This window comes from Flavobacterium haoranii, assembly GCF_009363055.1.
In the GTDB taxonomy this organism is placed as follows: Bacteria; Bacteroidota; Bacteroidia; order Flavobacteriales; family Flavobacteriaceae; genus Flavobacterium; species Flavobacterium haoranii.
The window spans coordinates 2,199,708-2,221,138 of sequence record NZ_CP045292.1; the positions used below are offsets into that span (position 1 = coordinate 2,199,708).

The window sequence follows — 21,431 nt, forward strand, 5'->3', positions numbered from 1 at the left end:
TTATTGTTCTTAAAACTTGTGATATCCATAAACTATAAACCACAAACTTTTTTTATCTTTGTCAAAAGTAAAAAAAAGGCAATGTCTACTGAAGAAAAATCATTAAATTTTATAGAACAAATCATTGAAGAAGATTTAAAAAATGGTTTGTCAAAAGATAAATTACGTTTTCGATTTCCACCAGAACCAAATGGTTATTTACATGTTGGTCACGCTAGTGCTATATGTTTAAATTTCGGTTTAGGAATCGATTATAACGCGCCAGTAAACTTACGTTTCGACGATACAAACCCATCTAAAGAAGAACAAGAATATGTTGATGCTATTAAGCGCGACGTAGAATGGCTTGGTTTTCAATGGGATAAAGAATGTTTTGCTTCAGATTATTTCCAACAATTATACGATTGGGCTGTTGAATTAATAAAGAAAGGTAAAGCTTATGTAGACAATCAGTCTTCAGAAGAAATGGCGAAACAAAAAGGAACGCCTACACAACCTGGAACAGATAGCCCAAACAGAAATCGTTCGGTAGAAGAAAATTTAGATTTATTTGAGCGTATGAAAAATGGTGAATTTCCTAATGGAAGTTACGTTTTACGTGCAAAAATTGATATGGCTTCTACAAATATGTTAATGCGCGATCCTATTATGTATCGTATTATGCATGCGCATCATCATAGAACAGGAAACGATTGGTGTATTTACCCAATGTACGATTGGGCACATGGAGAAAGTGATTATTTAGAACAAGTTTCGCACTCTTTATGTACGCTAGAATTTTTACCTCACCGTGAATTATACGATTGGTTTTTAGATAATATTTACGATACTTCTAAAGTGAGACCAAAGCAACGTGAATTTGCTCGTAGAAATTTATCACATACTGTGGTTTCTAAACGTAAATTATTACAATTAGTTGAAGAAAAGTATGTTACAGGTTGGGATGATCCTCGTATGAGTACCATTTCTGGAATGAGAAGACGTGGTTATACGCCAGCTTCTATTCGTAATTTTGCTAAAACTATAGGAATTGCTAAACGCGATAATTTAATTGATGTTTCACTTTTAGAGTTTTGTGTTCGTGAAGATTTAAACAAAATTGCACCTCGTGTAATGGCAGTTTTAGATCCGGTTAAATTAGTTATTACAAATTATCCAGAAGGAAAAGAAGAATGGTTAGAAGCCGAAAATAATCCGGAAGAAGAAATAATGACTTATAGAAAAGTACCTTTTTCTAAAGAATTATATATTGAAAGAGAAGATTTTCAAGAAGAAGCACACAAGAAATTCTTCCGATTGACTTTGGGAACTGAAGTTCGTTTAAAAAACGCTTATATCATTAAAGGTGAATCAGTTGTAAAAGATGAAAACGGAAATATTACAGAAATTCATTGTACGTATGATGTAGATTCTAAATCTGGAAGTGGTACTGAAGCTAGTAAAAGAAAAGTTAAAGGAACGATTCATTGGGTTTCTATTCCACATGCAAAAGAAGCAGAAGTTCGTGTGTATGATCGTTTGTTTACACATGAAAATCCGGATGGAAATAAAGAAGTTGATTTTAAAGAGTTTATCAATCCTAATTCTCTTAAAATTATTACGGGTTATGTGGAACCTAGTTTAACTGAATCTAAAGAATTAGATCATTTTCAGTTTCAACGTTTAGGCTATTTTTGCGTAGATAGAGACTCAACTGCTGAAAAATTAGTTTTTAATAAAACAGTTGGTTTAAGAGATACTTGGGCAAAAGTTTCTGAAAAGTAATTAGTTAAAAAAGAATTGTCACACTGAGCTTGTCGAAGTGTCTTTTAAAAAAAGTATAGTTTAGATTTTTACAAAATGACAAACTATACTTTTTTATTTTCGTCAGTTCGAGTATTTTGATGAAATCAAAATGTATCGAGAACCTATATTAGTATAATTTATTTTAAATTTATAAATTATAATAATTATATATAATAAATATTTATTATTATAAATCGTATTTTAATAAATATTTACTTTTAAAAGTAACTTTCATAAATTAATTTTAATTCTTTTTTAAAAATGAGTAGTATGATTTTATACTTCAATAAGTAATAATGTTTAAAAACGCTTTATTTTAAGTTTTATTTAAAATTAGTCCGAAAAGTTTGTTTTTTAACCCTGATGGAAGTAGTATCTTTTGTTTTTGTCGCATTGAGCTTGTCGAAATGTCAAAAACAAAAATTTAACGGACAGCAGGAAACAGCTTTTAAAAAATTCCTAAAGTTGGGTTATAAAAAATCCACCAATTTTTTCAACTGATGGATTTTATTTTTGTCATTAAGAATTTGATTCAAGATCTATTATTCATTTGAATCTTCAGTTCCACCAAATTCATCTTTTTTATTTAATTTAGCTTTTGATTGGTTATTTGCTTTTTTCATAGCTTCACCTACTTGGTTGCTTGCTGTAAAACTTGCTACCATATTATTTAACATTTCACTTCCTGCTTGTGGTGAGTTTGGCAACAAAATTAAATTACTGTTTGTATCAGCACCAATTGCTTGTAATGTATCATAATGTTGTGTAACTACAATTAAAGCCGATGCTTCTTGAGAGTTAATACCAACTCTATTTAAAACATCAACAGACTCAACTAAACCACGAGCAATTTCTCTACGTTGGTCTGCAATACCTTGACCTTGAAGTCTTTTACTTTCTGCTTCTGCTTTTGCTTTTGCTACAATTCTAATTCTTCCAGCTTCTGCTTCATATTCTGCAGCAGTTTTTTCTCTATCAGCAGCATTAATACGGTTCATTGCATTTTTTACTTGAATATCTGGATCAATATCAGTAATTAATGTATTAATGATATCATATCCATAAGTAGACATTGCTTCGTTTAATTCGCGTTTTACCGCAATTGCTATATCGTCTTTTCTTTCAAAAACGTCGTCTAATTTTAATTTTGGAACTTCAGCACGTACAACGTCAAATACATAAGAAGTAATTTGATCATGTGGATATTCTAGTTTATAGAAAGCTTCGTAAACCTTGTCTTGTAATACTTTAAACTGTACCGATACTTTTAATTTTACGAATACGTTGTCTTTTGTTTTCGTTTCAATAATTACATCTAATTGTTGAATACGTAAGTTTACACGACCTGCAACTCTGTCTATAACAGGAATTTTTAACTGTAAACCCGAGTTTCGTATACTATTAAACTTACCAAAACGTTCTATAATTACAGATGTTTGTTGTTTTACAGTAAAAAAAGAACTTAAAAAAATAAATAGTCCAATGACTAAAATGATGTAGAATCCCATAGTTGATTATAATTTGATTAGTTATCTGATAATTATACGCTTTTTTTTACTAAAAGTTACATTATTTAATTATTAACTCTATTTTTGCGACCTAATTCAAATAAAATGAGAAAATTATCACTTTTAATAACTTTATTACTTGTTCTAAATTCCTTTGCTCAAGGCGGTTATAGAGATAGTAATCGTATTGGTATTTCTGCTGGTTTAACTAGCTTAGATTTATTTTCAAAACAGTTTAATGTAAAACCTGGACAAGGTTGGGTTGCTGGTTTATCGCTTCGTGGTAATTATTATAACAACTGGCAAATGGTTTACGGAATGCATTTTACAGATAGTAATTTTTCTTTACAATCGGTTACAAATGAAGAAATTAACTATAAATTATCTGCAGTTCAAGTTCATTTGGTAGGAAGTTATATGGTAATTCAAAACCATTTAACGTTAGAAATTGGGCCAGTACTTCAAATCAATAGTAAATTAAAGCTAGATGAAGCAGACGAATTGTTATTGCTTAAAGATAGTCCAGGATTAATGGCGCAGGATATTACAAAGATTAATCAAATTAGCGGAAATGTTATGGCTGGAATTACAGCTGGAGTTACTAGATTTCGTTTAAATGTTAACTATCAATATGGTTTTACTAATATTATGAATAGTTTAAATAAAAAAGACGAATTAAAACTAGCAAATGGTAACCAACGTTTTCGTGGAAATATTGGTATGTTAAGCGCTATGTTAACAATTTATTTGTAAAATAACTTTTATAAAATTATTTTCGAAAGCTCAAATATTTTATATTTGAGCTTTCTCATTTATAAACTAATTGATTTTTACTATGAAGAAACTATTTTTTGCATTTTTATTTATCTTTTTGGATGTAATATATATTCTCAAAATGAATATATTATTGATAAAAAAGGAAAAAAAATCATCATTGATGATGGTTCAACTATGATGAGTGCTTTTTACCATGGAAAAACAATAAAACGGACTGTTAGAATTTACTATAAACAGAATGGGATTGAAAAAAGTATTGAATTTTTAGATATTAAAGAAGCAAAATATAGTAATTATAAAATTGATACGTTCAAATACGAAGACAAAGACTTGCCTTATTTTATTTTAATAGAGAATCAAAACTTAAGATTAATTAGCTTTCAGAATACTAATAAGTTTATTCATAGTTATATTATTGATGAAAATAATAATGTTATTGAAGATTTAACTTTAAACCTTTATTCTAATAATAAGAAACTAAATGAAGAAAGAGCTATTGTAGAAAGTAAAATAAGAAAACACTTTGGCGATTGTGAAAATGTAATCAAGAGGTTAGAAAAATATAAGTATAACACAATGAAAAACACTTATAAATCAAGATTATATGGAAATAATAAAGATATCCAAGAAAAATTAGAAAATAAGAATTATGAAACATTAATGATATTTTTTGATAATCCAATGTACCTAAATTGCAAATAAATTATGAAAAAGTTACTAATTATAATAGTTTTAATATTAAGTTTTAATTCCGTTTTTTCTCAAGAATATTCAATAAAAGAAATGTCTTTAAAAGGAGAAGGTAGAGAAATGCAAATTAAATATAAAGGAACTGTCTCAATAGATTTTGAGAAAAAGTATTTAATTATGGAAACTCCAGCTTCAAAAATGGAAGGTAATTTCAATTTAGATGAAGAAGGAAATATAGTCTATCAAGTAGAAAATAGAGAGCATACTCTTAAAATAATTGATGAGAACAAGGGAAGTTATGATACAAAAATGATAATCCATACTATTGATTATTTAGGAGGCATGACAACAATATTATATTGTAAAAAAGAATAACCATAAAAAACCCTCAACATTGTTGAGGGTTTATTTTTATATTGTTGCTATTGCTTTTTCAATACGTTTAATTGTTTCTTGTTTTCCTATCATTTCAATAATATCAAACAAGTGTGGTCCTTTTAACTCACCTACTAAACTTAAACGAAGCGGTTGCATTACTTTCCCCATGCCTATTTCGTTTGCCGTCATCCATGCTTTTAAATTATCTTCAATAGCTTGTGAAGTAAAATCAGCATAAGCATTCAATTGTTCAGCAACTTTAGTTAAGGTTTCTTTAGTTTCTTCATTCCATTTTTTAGTTACTTTTTCATCATAACTTGTTGGTGCTACAAAGAAATAATCAGCTAAATCCCATAAATCAGTTACAAAGTTAGCGCGTTCTTTTACTAAACCAACAATTTTTGTTAGCTTTTCATCTGTCACACTGAGCTTGTCGAAGTGTCTTTTTTCTAATTCAACTTTAAATAAAATCGCTAATTCTTCATCCGATTTTTGAACTAAATATTGATGGTTAAACCATTTATTTTTATCCGGATCAAATTTTGCACCTGATTTATTTACTCTTGTTAAATCGAAAGAAGCTACTAATTCTTCTAAAGAAAATAATTCTTTATCGGTTCCGTCGTTCCAACCTAGTAATGCTAAGAAGTTAACTACTGCTTCTGGAAAATATCCTTGTTCGCGATAACCCATCGATGTTGATTCTTCTGTTTTCCATTCTAAAGGAAATACCGGGAATCCCATTTTGTCGCCATCTCTTTTCGATAATTTTCCGTTTCCAACGGGTTTTAAAATTAATGGTAAATGTGCAAATTCAGGCGCTTCCCAACCAAAAGCTTTGTATAATAAATGGTGTAGTGGTAAACTTGGCAACCATTCTTCTCCACGAATTACGTGAGAAGTTTCCATTAAATGATCGTCTACAATATTTGCCAAGTGATATGTTGGCATGCCATCGCTTTTGTACAATACTTTATCATCTAATAAATTGGTATCGAATTTTACTGTTCCACGAATGATATCTTTTAATTCTAAAATTTCATTGGTTGGTGTTTTAAAACGAACCACAAATGCATCGCCGTTAGCAATTCGTTGATCAACTTCTTCTTTTGATAGTGCCAAAGAATTATCTAATTGTTCTCTTACGGTATGATTATAGATAAAAGTTTTACCTTCAGCTTCGGCTTGTTTTCTTAATTCATCTAGTTTTTCAGCAGAATCAAATGCATAATATGCCCAACCTTTTTCAATTAATTGATCGGCATATTTTTTGTAGATTACCTTACGTTCGCTTTGTCTATAAGGTCCAAATTTTTCATTTTTACCTACAGTTTCATCAGGTGAAATTCCTAACCATTCTAAAGCTTCAAAAATGTAAGCTTCAGCACCTGGAACAAATCGAGTTTGATCAGTATCTTCTATTCTTAAATAGAAAACACCTCCATGTTTTTTAGCAAATAAATAATTAAATAAAGCGGTACGAACACCACCAATATGTAATGGCCCTGTTGGACTTGGCGCAAATCGAACTCTTACTGGTCTTGTCATAAAATTAAAAATATTTTCTTTCTGTGTCATCCTGAGATTCTCGAAGGATCTTGTGCAAAGATACAATTACAATTGTGAAGTTAGAATTCAGTAATTAGTTTTTATCTTAGTTTTTAACCGCTTTTGAATTTTTATTAACAAATTGCCTTTTAAAAATTTGTACTTTTACTAGTTATTAACAAATGTTATTCATAATTGGAAGCAAAATCAGCCATTTATAGTAAACTCGAAGCCTTTATTAGAAAGTATTATATCAATGAAATTATAAAAGGTACTTTACTTTTTGTTGGTATTGGTTTGTTGTATTTTATATTCACGTTACTCGTGGAACATTTTTTATGGCTTTCTATATCAGGTAGAACTATACTTTTTTGGTTGTTTATATTTGTAGAAGTATTTTTATTAGTTCGGTTTATATTTATTCCTGCTTTTAAACTTTTTAAATTACAAAAAGGAATCGATTTTACTACTGCTTCAAAAATCATTGGTAACCATTTTACTGAAGTTGGCGATAAGTTGCTTAATTTTCTTCAGCTATCAACCACAAATGAACCATCAGAACTTTTATTAGCTTCCATAGATCAAAAAGCGGCTTCTTTACAATCAATTCCTTTTACTAATGCAGTTAACTTTTCAAAGAATAAGAAGTATTTACCTTACGCTATTTTACCTATCATTATTCTGCTTTTATTTTTTGTTACCGGAAATTCTTCCATAATTAAAGGTAGTTTTAACAGAGTGGTTCATTATGAAACAGCATATACTCCTCCTGCTCCATTCAATTTTTTTATTTTAAATGATAATTTACAAGTTGAACAAAATAAATCTTTTGTTCTTAAAGTTACTACTAAAGGAAATATTCAACCGAATCAAATTAAAATCAATTTTGGTAACGAATCTTATTTTTTAGAAAACTTAGGAAAGGGTTTATTTGAATACACATTCGAAAATGTTTCTAGTTCAGTTTTATTTACCTTAGAAGCGAATGAAGTTTTTTCAAATTCTTATGAATTAAAAGTTATTGATGTACCAACTATTTCAAATTTCGAAATGAAATTGGTTTATCCAAAGTATCTTGGTAAAGTAAATGAAGTAATAAAAGGAACTGGAAATGCTCAAGTCCCTGAAGGAACAAAAGTTTTTTGGTCAATTTCGGCACAATCTACTTCTAACATTAAATTTACAAGTAATGCAACGGAAAATTTTTCTAATAACGATAATCAATTTTCGTTCGCAAAAACTATTGTTAATGATTTAGATTATGATATTGTAACTTCTAATAACGCGATTTCAAATTACGAAAAATTGAGTTATACTATTACTACGGTTAAAGATCAATTTCCAACAATCAATGCCTCTCTTGCACCTGATAGTTTAAAATTAAATAATAAAGTTATTATTGGTCAAGTTGCCGATGATTATGGTTTATCTAAATTACAAGTAGTTTACTACGATGTTAATGATAAAACTTCTCTAAAAAAAGGTGCTTTGTCAGTTAAAAAAGATTTAGTTGATCGTTTTGTGTATACTTTTCCAAATGGTTTAATTATTGAAGCTGGTAAACAGTATGAATATTATTTTGAAGTATTTGATAATGACCAAGTTAATGGATATAAATCATCAAAATCTTCTACTTTTCAGCATTATGAATTAACTTCTGATGAGAAAACTGAGAAAAACCTCCAAGACCAACAAGAAAATATTGATGCGCTTGAAAAATCTCTTAAAAATCAAGACAAGCAACTTTCAGAATTAGATAAATTGCAAAAGCTCAATAAAGAGAAATCTTCTTTAGATAATAAAGATCAAAAGAAAGTTCAAGATTTTATTGAGAAGCAAAAATTGCAAGAAGAAATGATGAAAGAATTCTCTAAGAAACTAAATGAAAATTTAGATGAGTTTAAATCTAATTCTAAAGAAAAGGAAGAATTACAACGTAGATTAGAAGAATTTGAAAAAGAATCTGAAAAGAATGAAAAGCTCTTAAAAGAATTAGAAGAGTTATCTCAAAAACTTGAAAAGGATAAGTTATTTGATAAAGCCGATAAACTTCAACAAAAGGCAAAAACCCAGAAAATGAATTTAGAGCAGTTGGTTGAGTTAACGAAACGTTTTTATGTGGAACAAAAAGCTAATCAAATTGCTGATAAATTAGATAAACTTGGAGACAAACAAAAAGATTTAGCGAATAAAAAAGACGAAAATTATAGTAAAAATCAAGAAGCTTTAACTAAAGAATTTGATGATATTAAAAAAGATTTAGACGAATTATCGAAAGAGAATAATGAATTAAAAAAGCCATTAGATTTAGATAGAGATTCTAAACAAGAAGAAAGTATTTCTAAAGATCAAGAAAATGCTCAAGATAATCTAGAGAAAAATGACCAGCAAAATGCAGGTAAGTCTCAAAAGAAAGCTGGTGATAAAATGAAACAAATGAGTCAGCAAATGTCAGCTGCTATGAGTGCTGGCGGAGCCGAATCTATGCAAGAAGATGCTAAATTATTGAGACAAATTTTAGATAACTTACTTACCTTCTCTTTCGATCAAGAGCATTTAATGAATATTGCTAAAAATAATTCTAAATCTTCAATACAGTTAAATCAAATTTTGAAGAAACAGCAAGAATTAAAAGTTCAATTTAAGCATATTGATGATAGCTTGTTTGCTGTAGCTTTACGTAATGTACAAATAACAGAAATGGTTTTTAAAGAAGTTGGAGAAGTACATTACAACGTTGATAAAAGTTTGGAATCCTTTTCTGAAAGCTATTTCCCTAAAGGTGTTTCTCATCAACATTTTGCTTTTACATCTGCTAACCGTTTAGCTGATTTCTTAAGCAATATTCAATCTCAAATGATGATGCAAATGCAAAGTTCAGGACAAGGAAAACCAAAACCTGGACAAGGTCAAGGTATGCAACTTCCAGATATTATAAAAAAGCAAAGTCAACTAGGAGAACAAATGAAAGAAGGCATGAAGTCAGGAGAGCAACCTGGTGATAAACCTGGAGAAAAATCAGGTCAGCAAAATAATGGTAATCAAGGATCAAGTTCGGGTCAAGATGGAGAAAATGGTTCTGAAGGTAATGCAGGTAAAGTTTTAGATATACTAAAACAGCAAAAAGAGCTTCGCGATGCTTTACAAAAATCTCTCGAAAAAGAAGGTTTAGACGGAATTGGACAAAATGCTTTAAATCAAATGAAAGATATAGAAAAGCAATTAATTAATAAAGGTTTTAAAAATGAATCCTTAAATAAAATGTTGAATTTAAAACACGAATTATTAAAATTAGAAAAAGCTATTCAGCAACAAGGTGAAGATAATAAGCGTAAATCTGAAACTAATAGAGATAGTTTTAGTGGTTCAAAAAACACTATTCCAGAGTCATTAAAAGAATATTTGAATAGTGTTGAAATATTAAATAGACAAAGCTTACCTTTGCAGCCAAATTTCAATAGTAAAGTTCAAGAATATTTTAAAACCAATGATTAGTTTTAATTACGAAACAGATTTCAAATTAGAGAATGAAGATTTAATTTCTAATTGGATTGAACAAGTTGTTATATCAGAGAATAAGTCACTTGGAGAAGTAAATTATATTTTCTGTGATGATGAATACCTACATAAAATTAATGTTGAGTATTTAGATCATGACACTTTAACTGATATTATTAGCTTTGATTATTCTGAAGGAAATTTAGTACAAGGTGATATATTCGTTTCTATTGAACGTGTAGCAGACAATGCCAATGATTTCAATACTGAATTTACTGAAGAATTAAGAAGAGTTTTAGTTCACGGCATATTACATTATTGTGGGTATAAAGATAAATCTGTTTCAGAAGAAGCTATTATGCGCGCTAAAGAAGATGAAAAACTATTAATGTTCCACGTGAAACATTAATCATATTTCTTTCTAGGTTTTTTCAGAAGCTTATTGTTTTTGTTCCACGTGGAACAAAAACAAAAATTTAAAATTCAAGTTCCACGTGGAACATATTATAAAATTTAAAATTCATATTTTAAAGTGAGTTTATTTCAAGATCAATATGATGTTATTGTTGTAGGAGCGGGTCATGCTGGTTGTGAAGCTGCTGCTGCTGCTGCTAATATGGGTTGCACTACCCTATTGGTTACAATGAATTTGCAAAATATTGCGCAAATGTCTTGTAATCCTGCTATGGGTGGAATTGCAAAAGGACAAATTGTACGTGAGATTGATGCATTAGGTGGTTACTCTGGAATTGTTTCAGATAAAACAGCTATCCAATTCAAGATGCTGAATGTGTCTAAAGGTCCAGCTATGTGGTCGCCACGTTGTCAAAGTGATCGTATGCGTTTCGCTGAAGAATGGCGTTTGATGTTAGAGCAAACTCCTAATCTTGATTTCTATCAAGAAATGGTTTCGGGTATTGTTACTAAGAATGGAAAATTAATTGGTATTCGTACTTCATTAGGAATTGAAATAAAGGGTAAATCAGTTGTATTAACAAACGGAACTTTTTTAAATGGTCTTATTCATATAGGTGAAAAACAATTTGGCGGAGGTCGCGCCGGAGAAAGTGCATCTTTTGGAATTACAGAAGACCTTATTAATTTAGGTTTCGAATCTGGTAGAATGAAAACAGGAACTCCTCCTCGTGTTGATGGTCGTTCTTTAGATTATTCTAAAATGATTGAACAACCTGGAGATATAAATCCACAAAAGTTTTCATATTCTAATGTTACATCTCCTTTAAAGGAACAACGTTCTTGTTGGATGACTTACACTTCTCCTGAAGTTCACGATTTATTACGAGAAGGTTTTGATCGTAGTCCAATGTTTAATGGTAGAATTAAAAGTTTAGGTCCACGATATTGTCCGTCTATTGAAGATAAAATTAATCGTTTTGCCGATAAAGATCGTCATCAGTTATTTGTTGAGCCTGAAGGATGGAATACAGTTGAAGTGTATGTAAATGGTTTTTCAACTTCTTTACCAGAAGATGTTCAATTTAAAGCTTTGCGTTCTGTACCTGGATTTGAAAATGTAAAATTCTTTAGACCGGGTTATGCAATTGAATATGATTATTTCCCGCCTACACAGTTAAAACATACTTTAGAAACTAAATTAGTTGAAGGTTTATATTTCGCAGGACAAATAAATGGAACTACTGGTTACGAAGAAGCAGCTTCTCAAGGTTTAATGGCAGGTATTAATGCTGCGCTAAAAGTTAAAGGTGAAGAGCCTTTGATTTTAAATCGTGATGAAGCTTATATTGGAGTTTTGGTAGATGACTTAATTACGAAAGGAACTGAAGAACCTTATCGTATGTTTACCTCTCGTGCGGAGTATAGAACTTTATTACGTCAAGATAATGCCGATTTAAGATTAACTCCAAAAGGGTATGCCATTGGTTTAGCTAAAGTTGATCGTTTAGAACGTGTAGAAGAAAAACTAGCTAAGTCGGAAGCATTTTTACAATTCTTTAAAGATACAAGTGTGAAGCCTGATGAGGCAAATCCTATTTTAGAAGAAAAGGGTTCTTCACCAATGTCGCAACCTGATAAAATGTTTAAGTTGTTTTCTCGTCCTCAATTAGAATTAGAAGATTTTGTGAAATTCGAAAAAGTTAAAAATTATATTGACGAATTTGAGTTAGATGAAGAAATTGTACAACAAGCAGAAATTCAAGTTAAATATTCAGGTTATATAGAAAAAGAAAAACTTCAAGCAGATAAATTAAATAGATTAGAATATGTAATTATTCCTGATAATTTTGATTTCGATAAAATAAAATCAATTTCTATTGAAGCGAAACAAAAGCTAAATAAAATTCGCCCTAAAACAATTGCACAGGCTTCTCGTATAAGCGGCGTTTCTCCAAGTGATATTTCTGTGTTATTAATTTATATGGGAAGATAGGTTTTAGATAATAGAGAAAAGAATAAAGAGAAAAGAAATTGTTTCACGTGAAACATTGTAATTATTCTGAATTTTGTCACTTCGAGCGGAGTCGAGAAGTCACATAAAGAAATACAAAAATGAATTTCAAAGAAAATAATATATATATCAACGTTAAAGATTTTTCGGTTTCCGGAGAATCTTTTTCGTTGTTACAAAATGAAGAAGGAGAAATTTTAAAAACAACCCCTACTCCATCTTTAGAAAAATTACCTTCATATTATGAAAGTGAAGATTATATTTCTCATACTGATGGGCAACGTTCTTTATTTGAAAAAATCTATCAAATTGTAAAGCGAAATGCAATACAGCAAAAAGTTAAGCTAATTGGTAAATTTTCTCAAAAAGGTCAACTTTTAGATATTGGTGCTGGAACAGGTGATTTTTTAGTAGCTGCAAAAAACGATGGTTGGCAAACTTTAGGAATTGAGCCAAATAAAAATGCTAAAACTTTAGCAGAAAATAAAGGCGTAAATTTTGCTGATCAATTAGAAGTTATTTCTGATGATAGTTTTGATGTAATTACCATGTGGCATGTTTTAGAACACGTTCCCAATTTAGAATATCAACTTAAGCAATTGAAGAGAATTTGTAAACCTGGAGGAATTGTAATTATTGCTGTTCCAAATTATAAATCTTTCGATGCGCAATATTATAAAGAATTTTGGGCGGCATATGATGTACCACGACATCTTTGGCATTTTTCTAAAAATGGAATCCAAAAATTATTCGCTCAAAAAAATTTTCAATTAGTAAAAATGAAACCCATGTGGTTTGATAGTTTTTATGTGAGTCTACTTTCGGAAAAATATAAAAACGGTAAGATGAATTTTATTAAAGGATTTTTGATTGGATTTTATTCAAATTTGAGCGGAATTTTTAAAAATGAGTATTCTTCCCACATTTATGTATTCAAAAACGAGTAAAAAACCACATATTTTATCAAATTTTAATGATTTTTAAGTAAGTTAGTACTTATTATATACAATTTAAGAAAGTGTCTTAAATTGAATTTATGGAAGTTGTTGTTGATAAATATTAACAATCACATAAAGATATGATTATAGATATTATTTATTACTAAAAAAAACACCAATTTTATAACTCGGAATTACTATTTTTACCAAAATTTTAAAAAACATAATAGAAAGATAAAAATGAAGAAATCACTTTTAATTTTAGGATTTGCATTAGCATTATTTTCATGTAACAAAGCAGAACAAAAAGAAAACTTTAAAACAGCTTATATAGATACATCGGTTTTATTAGAGAAATATGAAAAATTCAAAGATGAAGACGAGAAGTTTAAAGTAAAATCTCAAGAAATGGGTCGCCCACTTCAAGCTAAATTACAAGCTTTTCAAAGTGAAGCAAATAATTTCCAACGTAATGCTCAAATTAAAGGTATGGCTTGGGCACAACAAAAAGGTGCTGAGTTACAACAACGTGAGCAACAATTAGCTGTAGAACAAGATGCTTTATTACGTCAAATTCAAGTAGAAAGTGACAGTATTCGTACAGAAATCATCAAAAATTTAAAAGATTATATCAAATCTTACGGTAAAAAACAAGGTTACGATTATATCTACGGAACGGGTGATGCTGCAACAGTGCTTTACGCTAAAGATTCTTATGATATTACAAATGACGTTTTGAAATTATTAAACGACGAGTTTAAATCATCTACTGGTAAATCTGAAGAAAATACTGGAGCTACAGAAGTTAAAGAAGAAGAGAAAAAATAATTTTTCTATTATTTTAGATACAAAACCACGCAAAAGCGTGGTTTTTTTGTTTAATAATTTTTTAAATTATCTAAATTTAAGAATTTACAGTTATGCAAAAAATGCATAAAAACAATAATAATTATAAGAAAAATCTTAAAATATTTTTCAAACGATTAATTTTTAATAAGTTATAAAAATTATAACTTTAACAAAATATACAGAAAAACTGTAAGGTATTTTTACCTAATTTACTTTACTTTGAAACGGCTAACCACTTAAGTATAATTTATTAATTAAAAACCGTTTAAAAAATGAAATCGAAGATTCACGAACACTTAAAAACAATTTAAACATTGTGAGTAAAAATTTTATGTTTAGTGTCTTGGCACTTGTAGCTTTCTCTTTTGCTGGTATGGCAAATAATGAAGTGAAAGAGGAAAAAGTTGAAGTTAAAGTTGATCCTTGTATCGAGTGGGCAATTGGAGCTTTAGGAGAACTTGAAGCGGCTATGGGTTGCGAATTTTCTGATGTTGAAGCTGGAGCTTTGATATTAGCCTTTTATGATATGTGTTCATAATTAAATAAACAAGATTTAAATTTAAAGAGACTGTTTAAAAAGTTATATTTTTGTCATTCCATCTCGTCTTTAGACAAGATAAGAATCTTTAAAAAGCTGTTAATAAGTTATTTATAGAATCTGAAATCGAAGATTCAGCGAAGCTAAATAATTACTTCGTCAGTTCGCTAACTCTCGGTCAGATTGACAACTTTTAGCCTTTTTAGACAGTCTATTTTAACAATAAAAATAATTTAATTACTATGTTTAAATTTATAATTTTTGGATTAGTTTTTGTTAATTCATTTTCACAAAATTATACTTCTGCTGAAGTTAAGTATAGCGGACTATATTCTAAATTAGAAATTAAGGAAACTAGTCCACAAAATGTTAAAGATTTATTTACTAACATTAATGAAAATTTAAATGATAAAGAATTTATTTTAAAAATAAACTCTAAAGGATTTTATTTTAAAGAAGTTGATAAGGTAAATCTCGATGAAAATAAATATACTAAAATTGCAAATACAATCTTTTTAGTTAATAATTTTTTCTTTTTAAAAAATAGTAGTTTATTAATAAAAGAAATAGGTGATGCTCAAATAGAAACCGATTTTTCATATGATTGGTCTTTACTTAATGAGACTAAAGAAATTGACAAATTTTTATGTTACAAAGCTGAGTGTATAATCACATTTAATACAAGAAGTGGAGGTGAGGGTTCAAGGGCAATAACGGCATTGTATACGCCACAAATAAACTTTAATTATGGTCCAAATGGGTATATGGGGCTACCTGGCTTAATTTTAGAATTAGAATATAATAAAACAAAATTAGTCGCAAAAGAAATTAAATTATTTAATAATGAAATTTCAATTGATTTCCCTAAAATAAAATCAATTTCTGAAAAGGAATTTGTTGAAAGAACTAAAATGAATTAATGCGAAAATTTCTATTTATTCTTATTATTTCACCTCTTCTCTCCTTTTCTCAAACTCTAATAGGCGTTGTGCAAGACAGTTTAGGCAATCCGTTGCAAAATGCTAATGTTATTGCTAAACCCTTGGTTGAAAAAGCCGGTCTTAAATTCTCTATTGCAGATCATCTTGGTCGCTATAAGCTAGAACTCGAAAAAGATACACCTTATGAGGTTAAGGTTTCTTATTTGGGTTTTAAAGAAGAAGTGTTACAGCTTCCTGCAAACTTTACTATTCGCGAACACATTTTTAATCTCAAAGAAACAGGGCAAGAACTCAAAGAAATTGTAATCAATTACGATTACCAACCTGTTATTGTTAAAAAAGACACGCTTATTTACGATGTAAAAGCCTTTGCAAACGGCAATGAGCGTAAAATGAAAGAAGTGCTCGAGAAAATGCCAGGCGTTGAAGTAGCCAAAGACGGTTCGGTTACCGTGCAAGGTAAAAAAGTTACGAAAATGCTCGTAGAAGGCAAATCTTTTTTTGGTGGCGGTACTAAATTAGCGGTTGAAAATATTCCAGCCGATGCTTTAGATAAAGTAGAAGTAATCGATAATTTCAACGAAGTTGGCTTTTTAAAACAAGTTTCCGACAGCGAAGATTTAGCTATGAACGTGAAACTTAAAGAAGATAAAAAGAAATTTATTTTTGGTGATGTAGAAGCAGGTGCCGAAGTCGCAAACGATAACGGATTTTATCTCGGTCACGCCGGTTTGTTCTATTACGCACCAAAAACGAATGTGAGTTACATAGGCGATATCAACAACATCGGAAAACGAACTTTTTCTTTTGAAGATATGATGCGTTTTCAAGGTGGTGTAAGCAGTTTTATTTCAGGCAGAAAATCGTTGACGAATTTATACAATTTCGCTTCCGATAATACTGATGTGGTAGAAAACAAATCACAATTTGCTGCGCTTAATTTCCGTCAAGAAATTAACTCAAAGCTCGATGTTGAAGGTTTCGGAATTTTTTCAAAGCTTTTTACAGCATCATTTAGTGAATCTCAAAATGAATATTTACAAAACAGCGTCTTCACTTTCGAAGACAAAACCAGTACAACGCAAAATAAAGCGCTTTTAGGCATCGGAAATGTAAAATTAAACTTCTCGCCTACTAATCAATCAAAATGGTTTTATAACGGCCAATTTCAAGCGAGTAGTAACGACATTACCAATCAAATACTTTCGGTGCGCGATGGCGACCAAAATAACTTTCAAAATATTCAAAATGCAGATAATTCGCAATGGAAACAATTTTTAGAATGGCACAAGCAGTTTAAAAATAAAAATCACACAACAACTTTTGTGGTGAATCACAGTTTTGAAAACAACAAACCGCAAAACACTTGGTTAACTGATACCGAATTTTTAGCTGGTTTAATTCCGCTTCAAAACGATAGCGAATACAACATTCAACAAGTAAAGAAAGTGAAAAACAATAGTGTTGATGCTTTGTTTAAACATTATTGGATTTTAAATAATTACAATCATTTATATACAAATGTTGGTAACAATTTAGGTACAACACAATTAACCATTTCTGAAAAACAATTTTTAACCGATGGTTCAGTTAATGATTTTGCAGCTAACGGATTTGGTAACGATTTAGACTATGTTTTAAATGATTTTTATGTAGGTTTTGAATACAAGTTTAAAATAGGGAAATGGATAAATAAACCTGCTATTTACACTCATTTTTATCATTTAAAAACCAAACAAATAGCTTCTGATTATTCGTTAAACCGAACGTATTTTGAACCGCAATTTAATAGCGAATACGAATTCAATCAATCGGAAAGTTTAAAGTTTAATTATAAATTAAGTAATGATTTTCCAGATGCCACTCGTTTACTAGAACGTTATACGTTACAAAGTTATAATTCGGTGTATAGAGGAAATACGCTTTTGAAAAATGAACGCTTTCACTCGGCAAGTTTGCGTTATACAAAATCGAGTATGTATCGAGGTCTTATGTTGTTTGCCAATGTGAGTTTCAATAAAAAAATAAGAACGATTCGTAATGTTATCGAACTCGACGGAATCAATCAATTCTCTACTCCTATTTTAACTGATAATCCCGAAACGAATTGGCGAGTAAATGCGAATATATCAAAGAAAATTTATCGTTTTCGCTTGCAGTTTACAACTAATGTGAGTTGGTTCAATTATATTCAAACCTTAAATGGAACCACAACATCAAACAACAGAAACAATCAGTCATTAGGATTAAAATTGCGAACAGCTACCAAAAAATGGCCATCAGTTAGTGTGGGTTATGCCAAAGATTTTAGTCAATTTTCGGGTTTAACCCAATCTGATTTTACAAACGACAGAATCACTTTTGATTTGGATATTAATTTTCTGAAAAATTTTAATTTTAAAACCGATTACGAAGTAACATTTAACCGAAATAGCAACAATCAAAACAACAATTACCGAATTGCCAATGCTTTTTTGAGTTATCAAAAGAAAAATAATCCATTTCGTTTTGAATTATCTGCACAAAATTATTTGAACAACGGTACAAAAATTAACAATAGCTTTTCTGATTATTTGATTTCCAATACCACAACTTACATTTTACCCAGAATTGTAATGTTGTCGATTAGTTATAAGTTATAAAACTAATTAACCCAACAAGTAAACGGCTAGAATTGCCGGTACAAAGTAAATTACAATAGTTCTTGCGCCATCATAATCTTTAGCAATACGCTGTCCAAATAATAACATCAATAAGGTTTTACAAGATAAAATTGCTCCATAAAAACCGATTGTAGATTCCGTTTTCGTTAATAATTCGATTATTCCAGCTACAGAAAAAACACCTGAAACAATTTCCATTACTAAGATTATAAATAATGCTAGTGGAACTTGATTGCCAAAAATAGTTCCTGAAAAATGTCCTTTTAACCATTCTACATTTCCTTTCCAATCTTTAATTTTATCGTAACCCGATTGTAAAAATGTTATGGCTAACAAAGCCAAAAGTAAGATTGGTGTTGCGTTTTGTACTATCATAGTTGTTCTTTTTTATGTATTAGTCGTGTTAATTTTATAGATAAATCTGTAAGTATAATCTTGCTATTTCCATTTCTTTCGATGTGATAAATAGCGTTTTCTAATTCTTTAAAAATCTCTCCAATATTACTTCCGTTTACAAAAGGTGCAAATTTTTCTAATTCAAATTTGGCTACATTAGTCTCATAATATACTAAAGATTTAGCTTGATAATTTGATAATAATGCTTGTCTAAAAAAGTTGACACAATAATGAAGATATTGTTTTTGCACTTCTCGCCCTAAACTTGCAATAGTTTCGCTCCAAACAATTAAATCCTGAATAGCCGATGCATTACCTTTTGCTTTAAAAGCACTTCTCACCCATTCTATAAACCATTGTTCAAACGGATAATCGTCGTTATCTTGTTTTAAAATATGTAAAGCTTTATTAAAATTTCCTTCACTTTGATGGGCAATTTTTTGAGCAATTTTAGGATCACAATTTTCACGTGAAACAAGTCCTTCTGCAATTACATTCTCTGGTAAACCAATAAAATCAAGTACTTGACAACGCGAATAAATGGTTTGTAAAATATCTTCTAAATGTTCAGTAATTAAAATGAAAATTGTCTTTGCTGGCGGTTCCTCTAATAATTTTAAAAGTTTATTAGATGCTGGAGCATTCATTTTATCGGCCATCCAAATAATCATCACTTTGTAACCGCCTTCATAAGCTTTTAAAGAAAGTGCTTTGTTAATATCTGTTGCTTCTTCTACTCCTATTTGTCCTTGTTTTCGCTCTACTCCTATTTTTTTGTACCAATCAAATAAATTACCATAAGAGTTTTCTAAAACAAATTCGCGCCATTCGTTAATATAGTTGGCACTTGTTGCTTTACTTTTAACACTTTCACTATTTGCTACAGGAAAAGCAAAATGTAAATCGGGATGTGATAAATGATTGAATTTCAAATTACATGCTTCAATCCCTGTATTATTTTCCGAAACATTTTGACATAAAATATATTGCGCATAAGCAATAGCCATAGGTAAAGTTCCACTTCCTTCAGGACCAACAAATAATTGGGCATGGGCAATTCTACCAGAATCTGCAGTTCTTTTTAAATGGTTTTTAATATGTTCTTGGCCTAAAATTTCAGAAAAAAGCATACAAATACTTTAAGATATTGAGCCGTAAAGATACACAAAGCGAATAAATGAACTTATAATTTTAATTACGAAATCGATACCGTTAAAATTTTAGTAAATATGATAGATGTTATAATATTTTTAACTTCAATATTTTATATTTGCATAGTATCAAATTTTATATTTTAATGAAAACACTTAACGACTTTAATTTTAATAACAAAAAAGCGCTTATTAGAGTAGATTTTAATGTCCCACTAGACGAAAATTTTAATGTTACAGATGCCACGCGTATCGAAGCAGCTAAACCCACAATCGATAAAATTTTAAACGATGGTGGAAGTGTTATTTTAATGAGTCATCTTGGGAGACCAAAAGGTGTTGAAGCAAAATATTCTTTGCAACACATTGTAGCTAAAACAGAAGAAGTTTTAGGTAAAAAAGTACAATTTGTTGACGATTGTATTGGTGAAAAAGTAGAAGAAGTAGCTAAAAACCTTAAGCCAGGTGAAGTGTTACTTTTAGAAAATTTACGATTTTATGCTGAAGAAGAAAATGGTGATGTTGCTTTTGCAGAAAAATTATCAAAATTAGGCGATGTTTATGTAAACGATGCATTTGGAACAGCTCATAGAGCACATGCTTCCACTACTATTGTTGCACAATTTTTTCCAAACGATAAGTGTTTCGGGTATTTATTAGCAAAAGAAATTGAAAGTATTAATAAAGTTTTAAGTGATTCTGAAAAACCAGTAACTGCAATTTTAGGTGGTAGTAAAGTTTCGTCTAAAATTACTATTATTGAAAATATTTTAGATAAAGTAAACCACATGATTATTGGAGGTGGAATGACATTTACCTTTATCAAGGCTTTAGGAGGAAAAATTGGCAATTCAATTTGTGAGGACGATAAATTAGAATTAGCAATTGAAATTCTTAAAAAAGCGAAAGAAAAAGGAGTACAAATTCACTTACCAGTAGACGTCATTGCTGCCGATGCTTTTGCAAACAATGCAAACACTCAAATTGTAGATGTTAATCAAATTCCTGATGGTTGGCAAGGTTTAGATGCTGGTCCAAAATCATTAGAAATTTTTAGAAGGCTAATTTTAGATTCTAAAACTATTTTATGGAATGGGCCTGTAGGTGTTTTTGAAATGGAATCTTTTGCAAAAGGAACTATTTCAATGGGCGAATTTATTGCTGAGTCAACTGCAAACGGAGCATTTTCATTAGTTGGTGGTGGCGACAGTGTTGCCGCAGTGAAACAATTTGGTTTTGAAGAAAAGATGAGCTACGTTTCTACTGGTGGTGGCGCCATGTTAGAAATGCTTGAAGGAAGAACGTTGCCAGGTATTGCAGCAATTTTAGATTAATTATAATAA

At 29.8% G+C, this 21,431-nt stretch carries 17 protein-coding genes; 13 read left to right on the plus strand and 4 right to left on the minus strand.

Translation table 11 applies throughout. From position 1 onward, the window contains the following. Positions 1-81: 81 nt before the first annotated feature. Positions 82-1,764: a glutamine--tRNA ligase/YqeY domain fusion protein gene (locus GCU34_RS10530; RefSeq protein ID WP_072782298.1), complete on the plus strand. Its 1,683-nt coding sequence runs from the start codon at positions 82-84 to the stop codon at positions 1,762-1,764. A 563-nt stretch (positions 1,765-2,327) separates the two neighbouring features. Here the strand turns inward: GCU34_RS10530 and GCU34_RS10535 are convergent. Continuing rightward, positions 2,328-3,293: an SPFH domain-containing protein gene (locus GCU34_RS10535; RefSeq protein ID WP_072782294.1), complete on the minus strand. Its 966-nt coding sequence runs from the start codon at positions 3,291-3,293 to the stop codon at positions 2,328-2,330. Between the two features lie 105 nt (positions 3,294-3,398). On the opposite strand from GCU34_RS10535, the gene GCU34_RS10540 reads away from it, so the two are divergent. Genes GCU34_RS10540 through GCU34_RS10550 form a run of 3 tightly spaced genes read left to right on the plus strand, consistent with a single transcriptional unit; the run spans position 3,399 to position 5,135 of the window. Further along, on the plus strand, positions 3,399-4,046 hold the full coding sequence (locus tag GCU34_RS10540; RefSeq protein WP_072782291.1) for a hypothetical protein: 648 nt from the start codon (positions 3,399-3,401) through the stop codon (positions 4,044-4,046). Positions 4,047-4,091: 45 nt separating this feature from the next. After that, the gene (locus tag GCU34_RS10545) at positions 4,092-4,772 is read left to right on the plus strand and encodes a hypothetical protein (RefSeq protein WP_152378452.1); all 681 of its coding nucleotides are present in this window, start codon (positions 4,092-4,094) and stop codon (positions 4,770-4,772) included. Between the two features lie 3 nt (positions 4,773-4,775). Further along, complete coding sequence (locus GCU34_RS10550) at positions 4,776-5,135, plus strand: hypothetical protein (protein WP_072782285.1); 360 nt, start codon at positions 4,776-4,778, stop codon at positions 5,133-5,135. Between the two features lie 36 nt (positions 5,136-5,171). Here GCU34_RS10550 and gltX read toward each other — a convergent pair whose 3' ends face one another. Then, on the minus strand, positions 5,172-6,686 hold the full coding sequence (gene gltX / locus GCU34_RS10555) for a glutamate--tRNA ligase (protein WP_072783404.1): 1,515 nt from the start codon (positions 6,684-6,686) through the stop codon (positions 5,172-5,174). 195 nt (positions 6,687-6,881) lie between these two features. Here gltX and GCU34_RS10560 point away from each other — a divergent pair, with 195 nt between their 5' ends. The 8 genes from GCU34_RS10560 (at position 6,882) to GCU34_RS10595 (ending at position 18,520) form a co-directional block, all read left to right on the plus strand. Next, on the plus strand, positions 6,882-10,181 hold the full coding sequence (locus GCU34_RS10560; RefSeq protein ID WP_072782282.1) for a DUF4175 family protein: 3,300 nt from the start codon (positions 6,882-6,884) through the stop codon (positions 10,179-10,181). Then, positions 10,174-10,593 (plus strand): rRNA maturation RNase YbeY, encoded by a 420-nt coding sequence (gene ybeY, locus GCU34_RS10565; RefSeq protein ID WP_072782279.1) that lies wholly within the window; start codon positions 10,174-10,176, stop codon positions 10,591-10,593. Before GCU34_RS10560 ends, ybeY begins: the two co-directional genes overlap by 8 nt. A 123-nt stretch (positions 10,594-10,716) precedes the next feature. Continuing rightward, on the plus strand, positions 10,717-12,594 hold the full coding sequence (mnmG, locus tag GCU34_RS10570) for a tRNA uridine-5-carboxymethylaminomethyl(34) synthesis enzyme MnmG (RefSeq protein WP_072782276.1): 1,878 nt from the start codon (positions 10,717-10,719) through the stop codon (positions 12,592-12,594). A 119-nt stretch (positions 12,595-12,713) separates the two neighbouring features. Then, the gene (locus tag GCU34_RS10575; RefSeq protein ID WP_072782273.1) at positions 12,714-13,559 is read left to right on the plus strand and encodes a class I SAM-dependent methyltransferase; all 846 of its coding nucleotides are present in this window, start codon (positions 12,714-12,716) and stop codon (positions 13,557-13,559) included. A gap of 231 nt (positions 13,560-13,790) precedes the next feature. Beyond that, positions 13,791-14,378, plus strand: a complete 588-nt coding sequence (locus GCU34_RS10580; RefSeq protein WP_072782270.1) for an OmpH family outer membrane protein — start codon at positions 13,791-13,793, stop codon at positions 14,376-14,378. A gap of 352 nt (positions 14,379-14,730) precedes the next feature. Beyond that, positions 14,731-14,937, plus strand: a complete 207-nt coding sequence (locus tag GCU34_RS10585; protein WP_072782267.1) for a hypothetical protein — start codon at positions 14,731-14,733, stop codon at positions 14,935-14,937. A gap of 242 nt (positions 14,938-15,179) precedes the next feature. Further along, the gene (locus GCU34_RS10590) at positions 15,180-15,857 is read left to right on the plus strand and encodes a GLPGLI family protein (RefSeq protein ID WP_072782264.1); all 678 of its coding nucleotides are present in this window, start codon (positions 15,180-15,182) and stop codon (positions 15,855-15,857) included. Continuing rightward, positions 15,857-18,520 carry a peptidase associated domain and porin domain-containing protein gene (locus tag GCU34_RS10595; protein ID WP_072782262.1) on the plus strand — a complete coding sequence of 888 codons (2,664 nt, stop codon included), beginning with the start codon at positions 15,857-15,859 and terminating at the stop codon, positions 18,518-18,520. The genes GCU34_RS10590 and GCU34_RS10595 overlap by 1 nt, the downstream gene beginning before the upstream one ends. 6 nt (positions 18,521-18,526) lie before the next feature. Here GCU34_RS10595 and GCU34_RS10600 read toward each other — a convergent pair whose 3' ends face one another. Together GCU34_RS10600 and GCU34_RS10605 are read right to left on the minus strand one after the other, a co-directional pair. Continuing rightward, positions 18,527-18,916, minus strand: a complete 390-nt coding sequence (locus GCU34_RS10600; RefSeq protein WP_072782259.1) for a DoxX family protein — start codon at positions 18,914-18,916, stop codon at positions 18,527-18,529. After that, the gene (locus tag GCU34_RS10605; protein WP_072782256.1) at positions 18,913-20,067 is read right to left on the minus strand and encodes a DNA polymerase III subunit; all 1,155 of its coding nucleotides are present in this window, start codon (positions 20,065-20,067) and stop codon (positions 18,913-18,915) included. The genes GCU34_RS10600 and GCU34_RS10605 overlap by 4 nt, the downstream gene beginning before the upstream one ends. Positions 20,068-20,234: 167 nt before the next feature. Here GCU34_RS10605 and GCU34_RS10610 point away from each other — a divergent pair, with 167 nt between their 5' ends. After that, the gene (locus GCU34_RS10610) at positions 20,235-21,422 is read left to right on the plus strand and encodes a phosphoglycerate kinase (RefSeq protein WP_072782236.1); all 1,188 of its coding nucleotides are present in this window, start codon (positions 20,235-20,237) and stop codon (positions 21,420-21,422) included. The last annotated feature ends 9 nt before the right edge of the window (positions 21,423-21,431 follow it).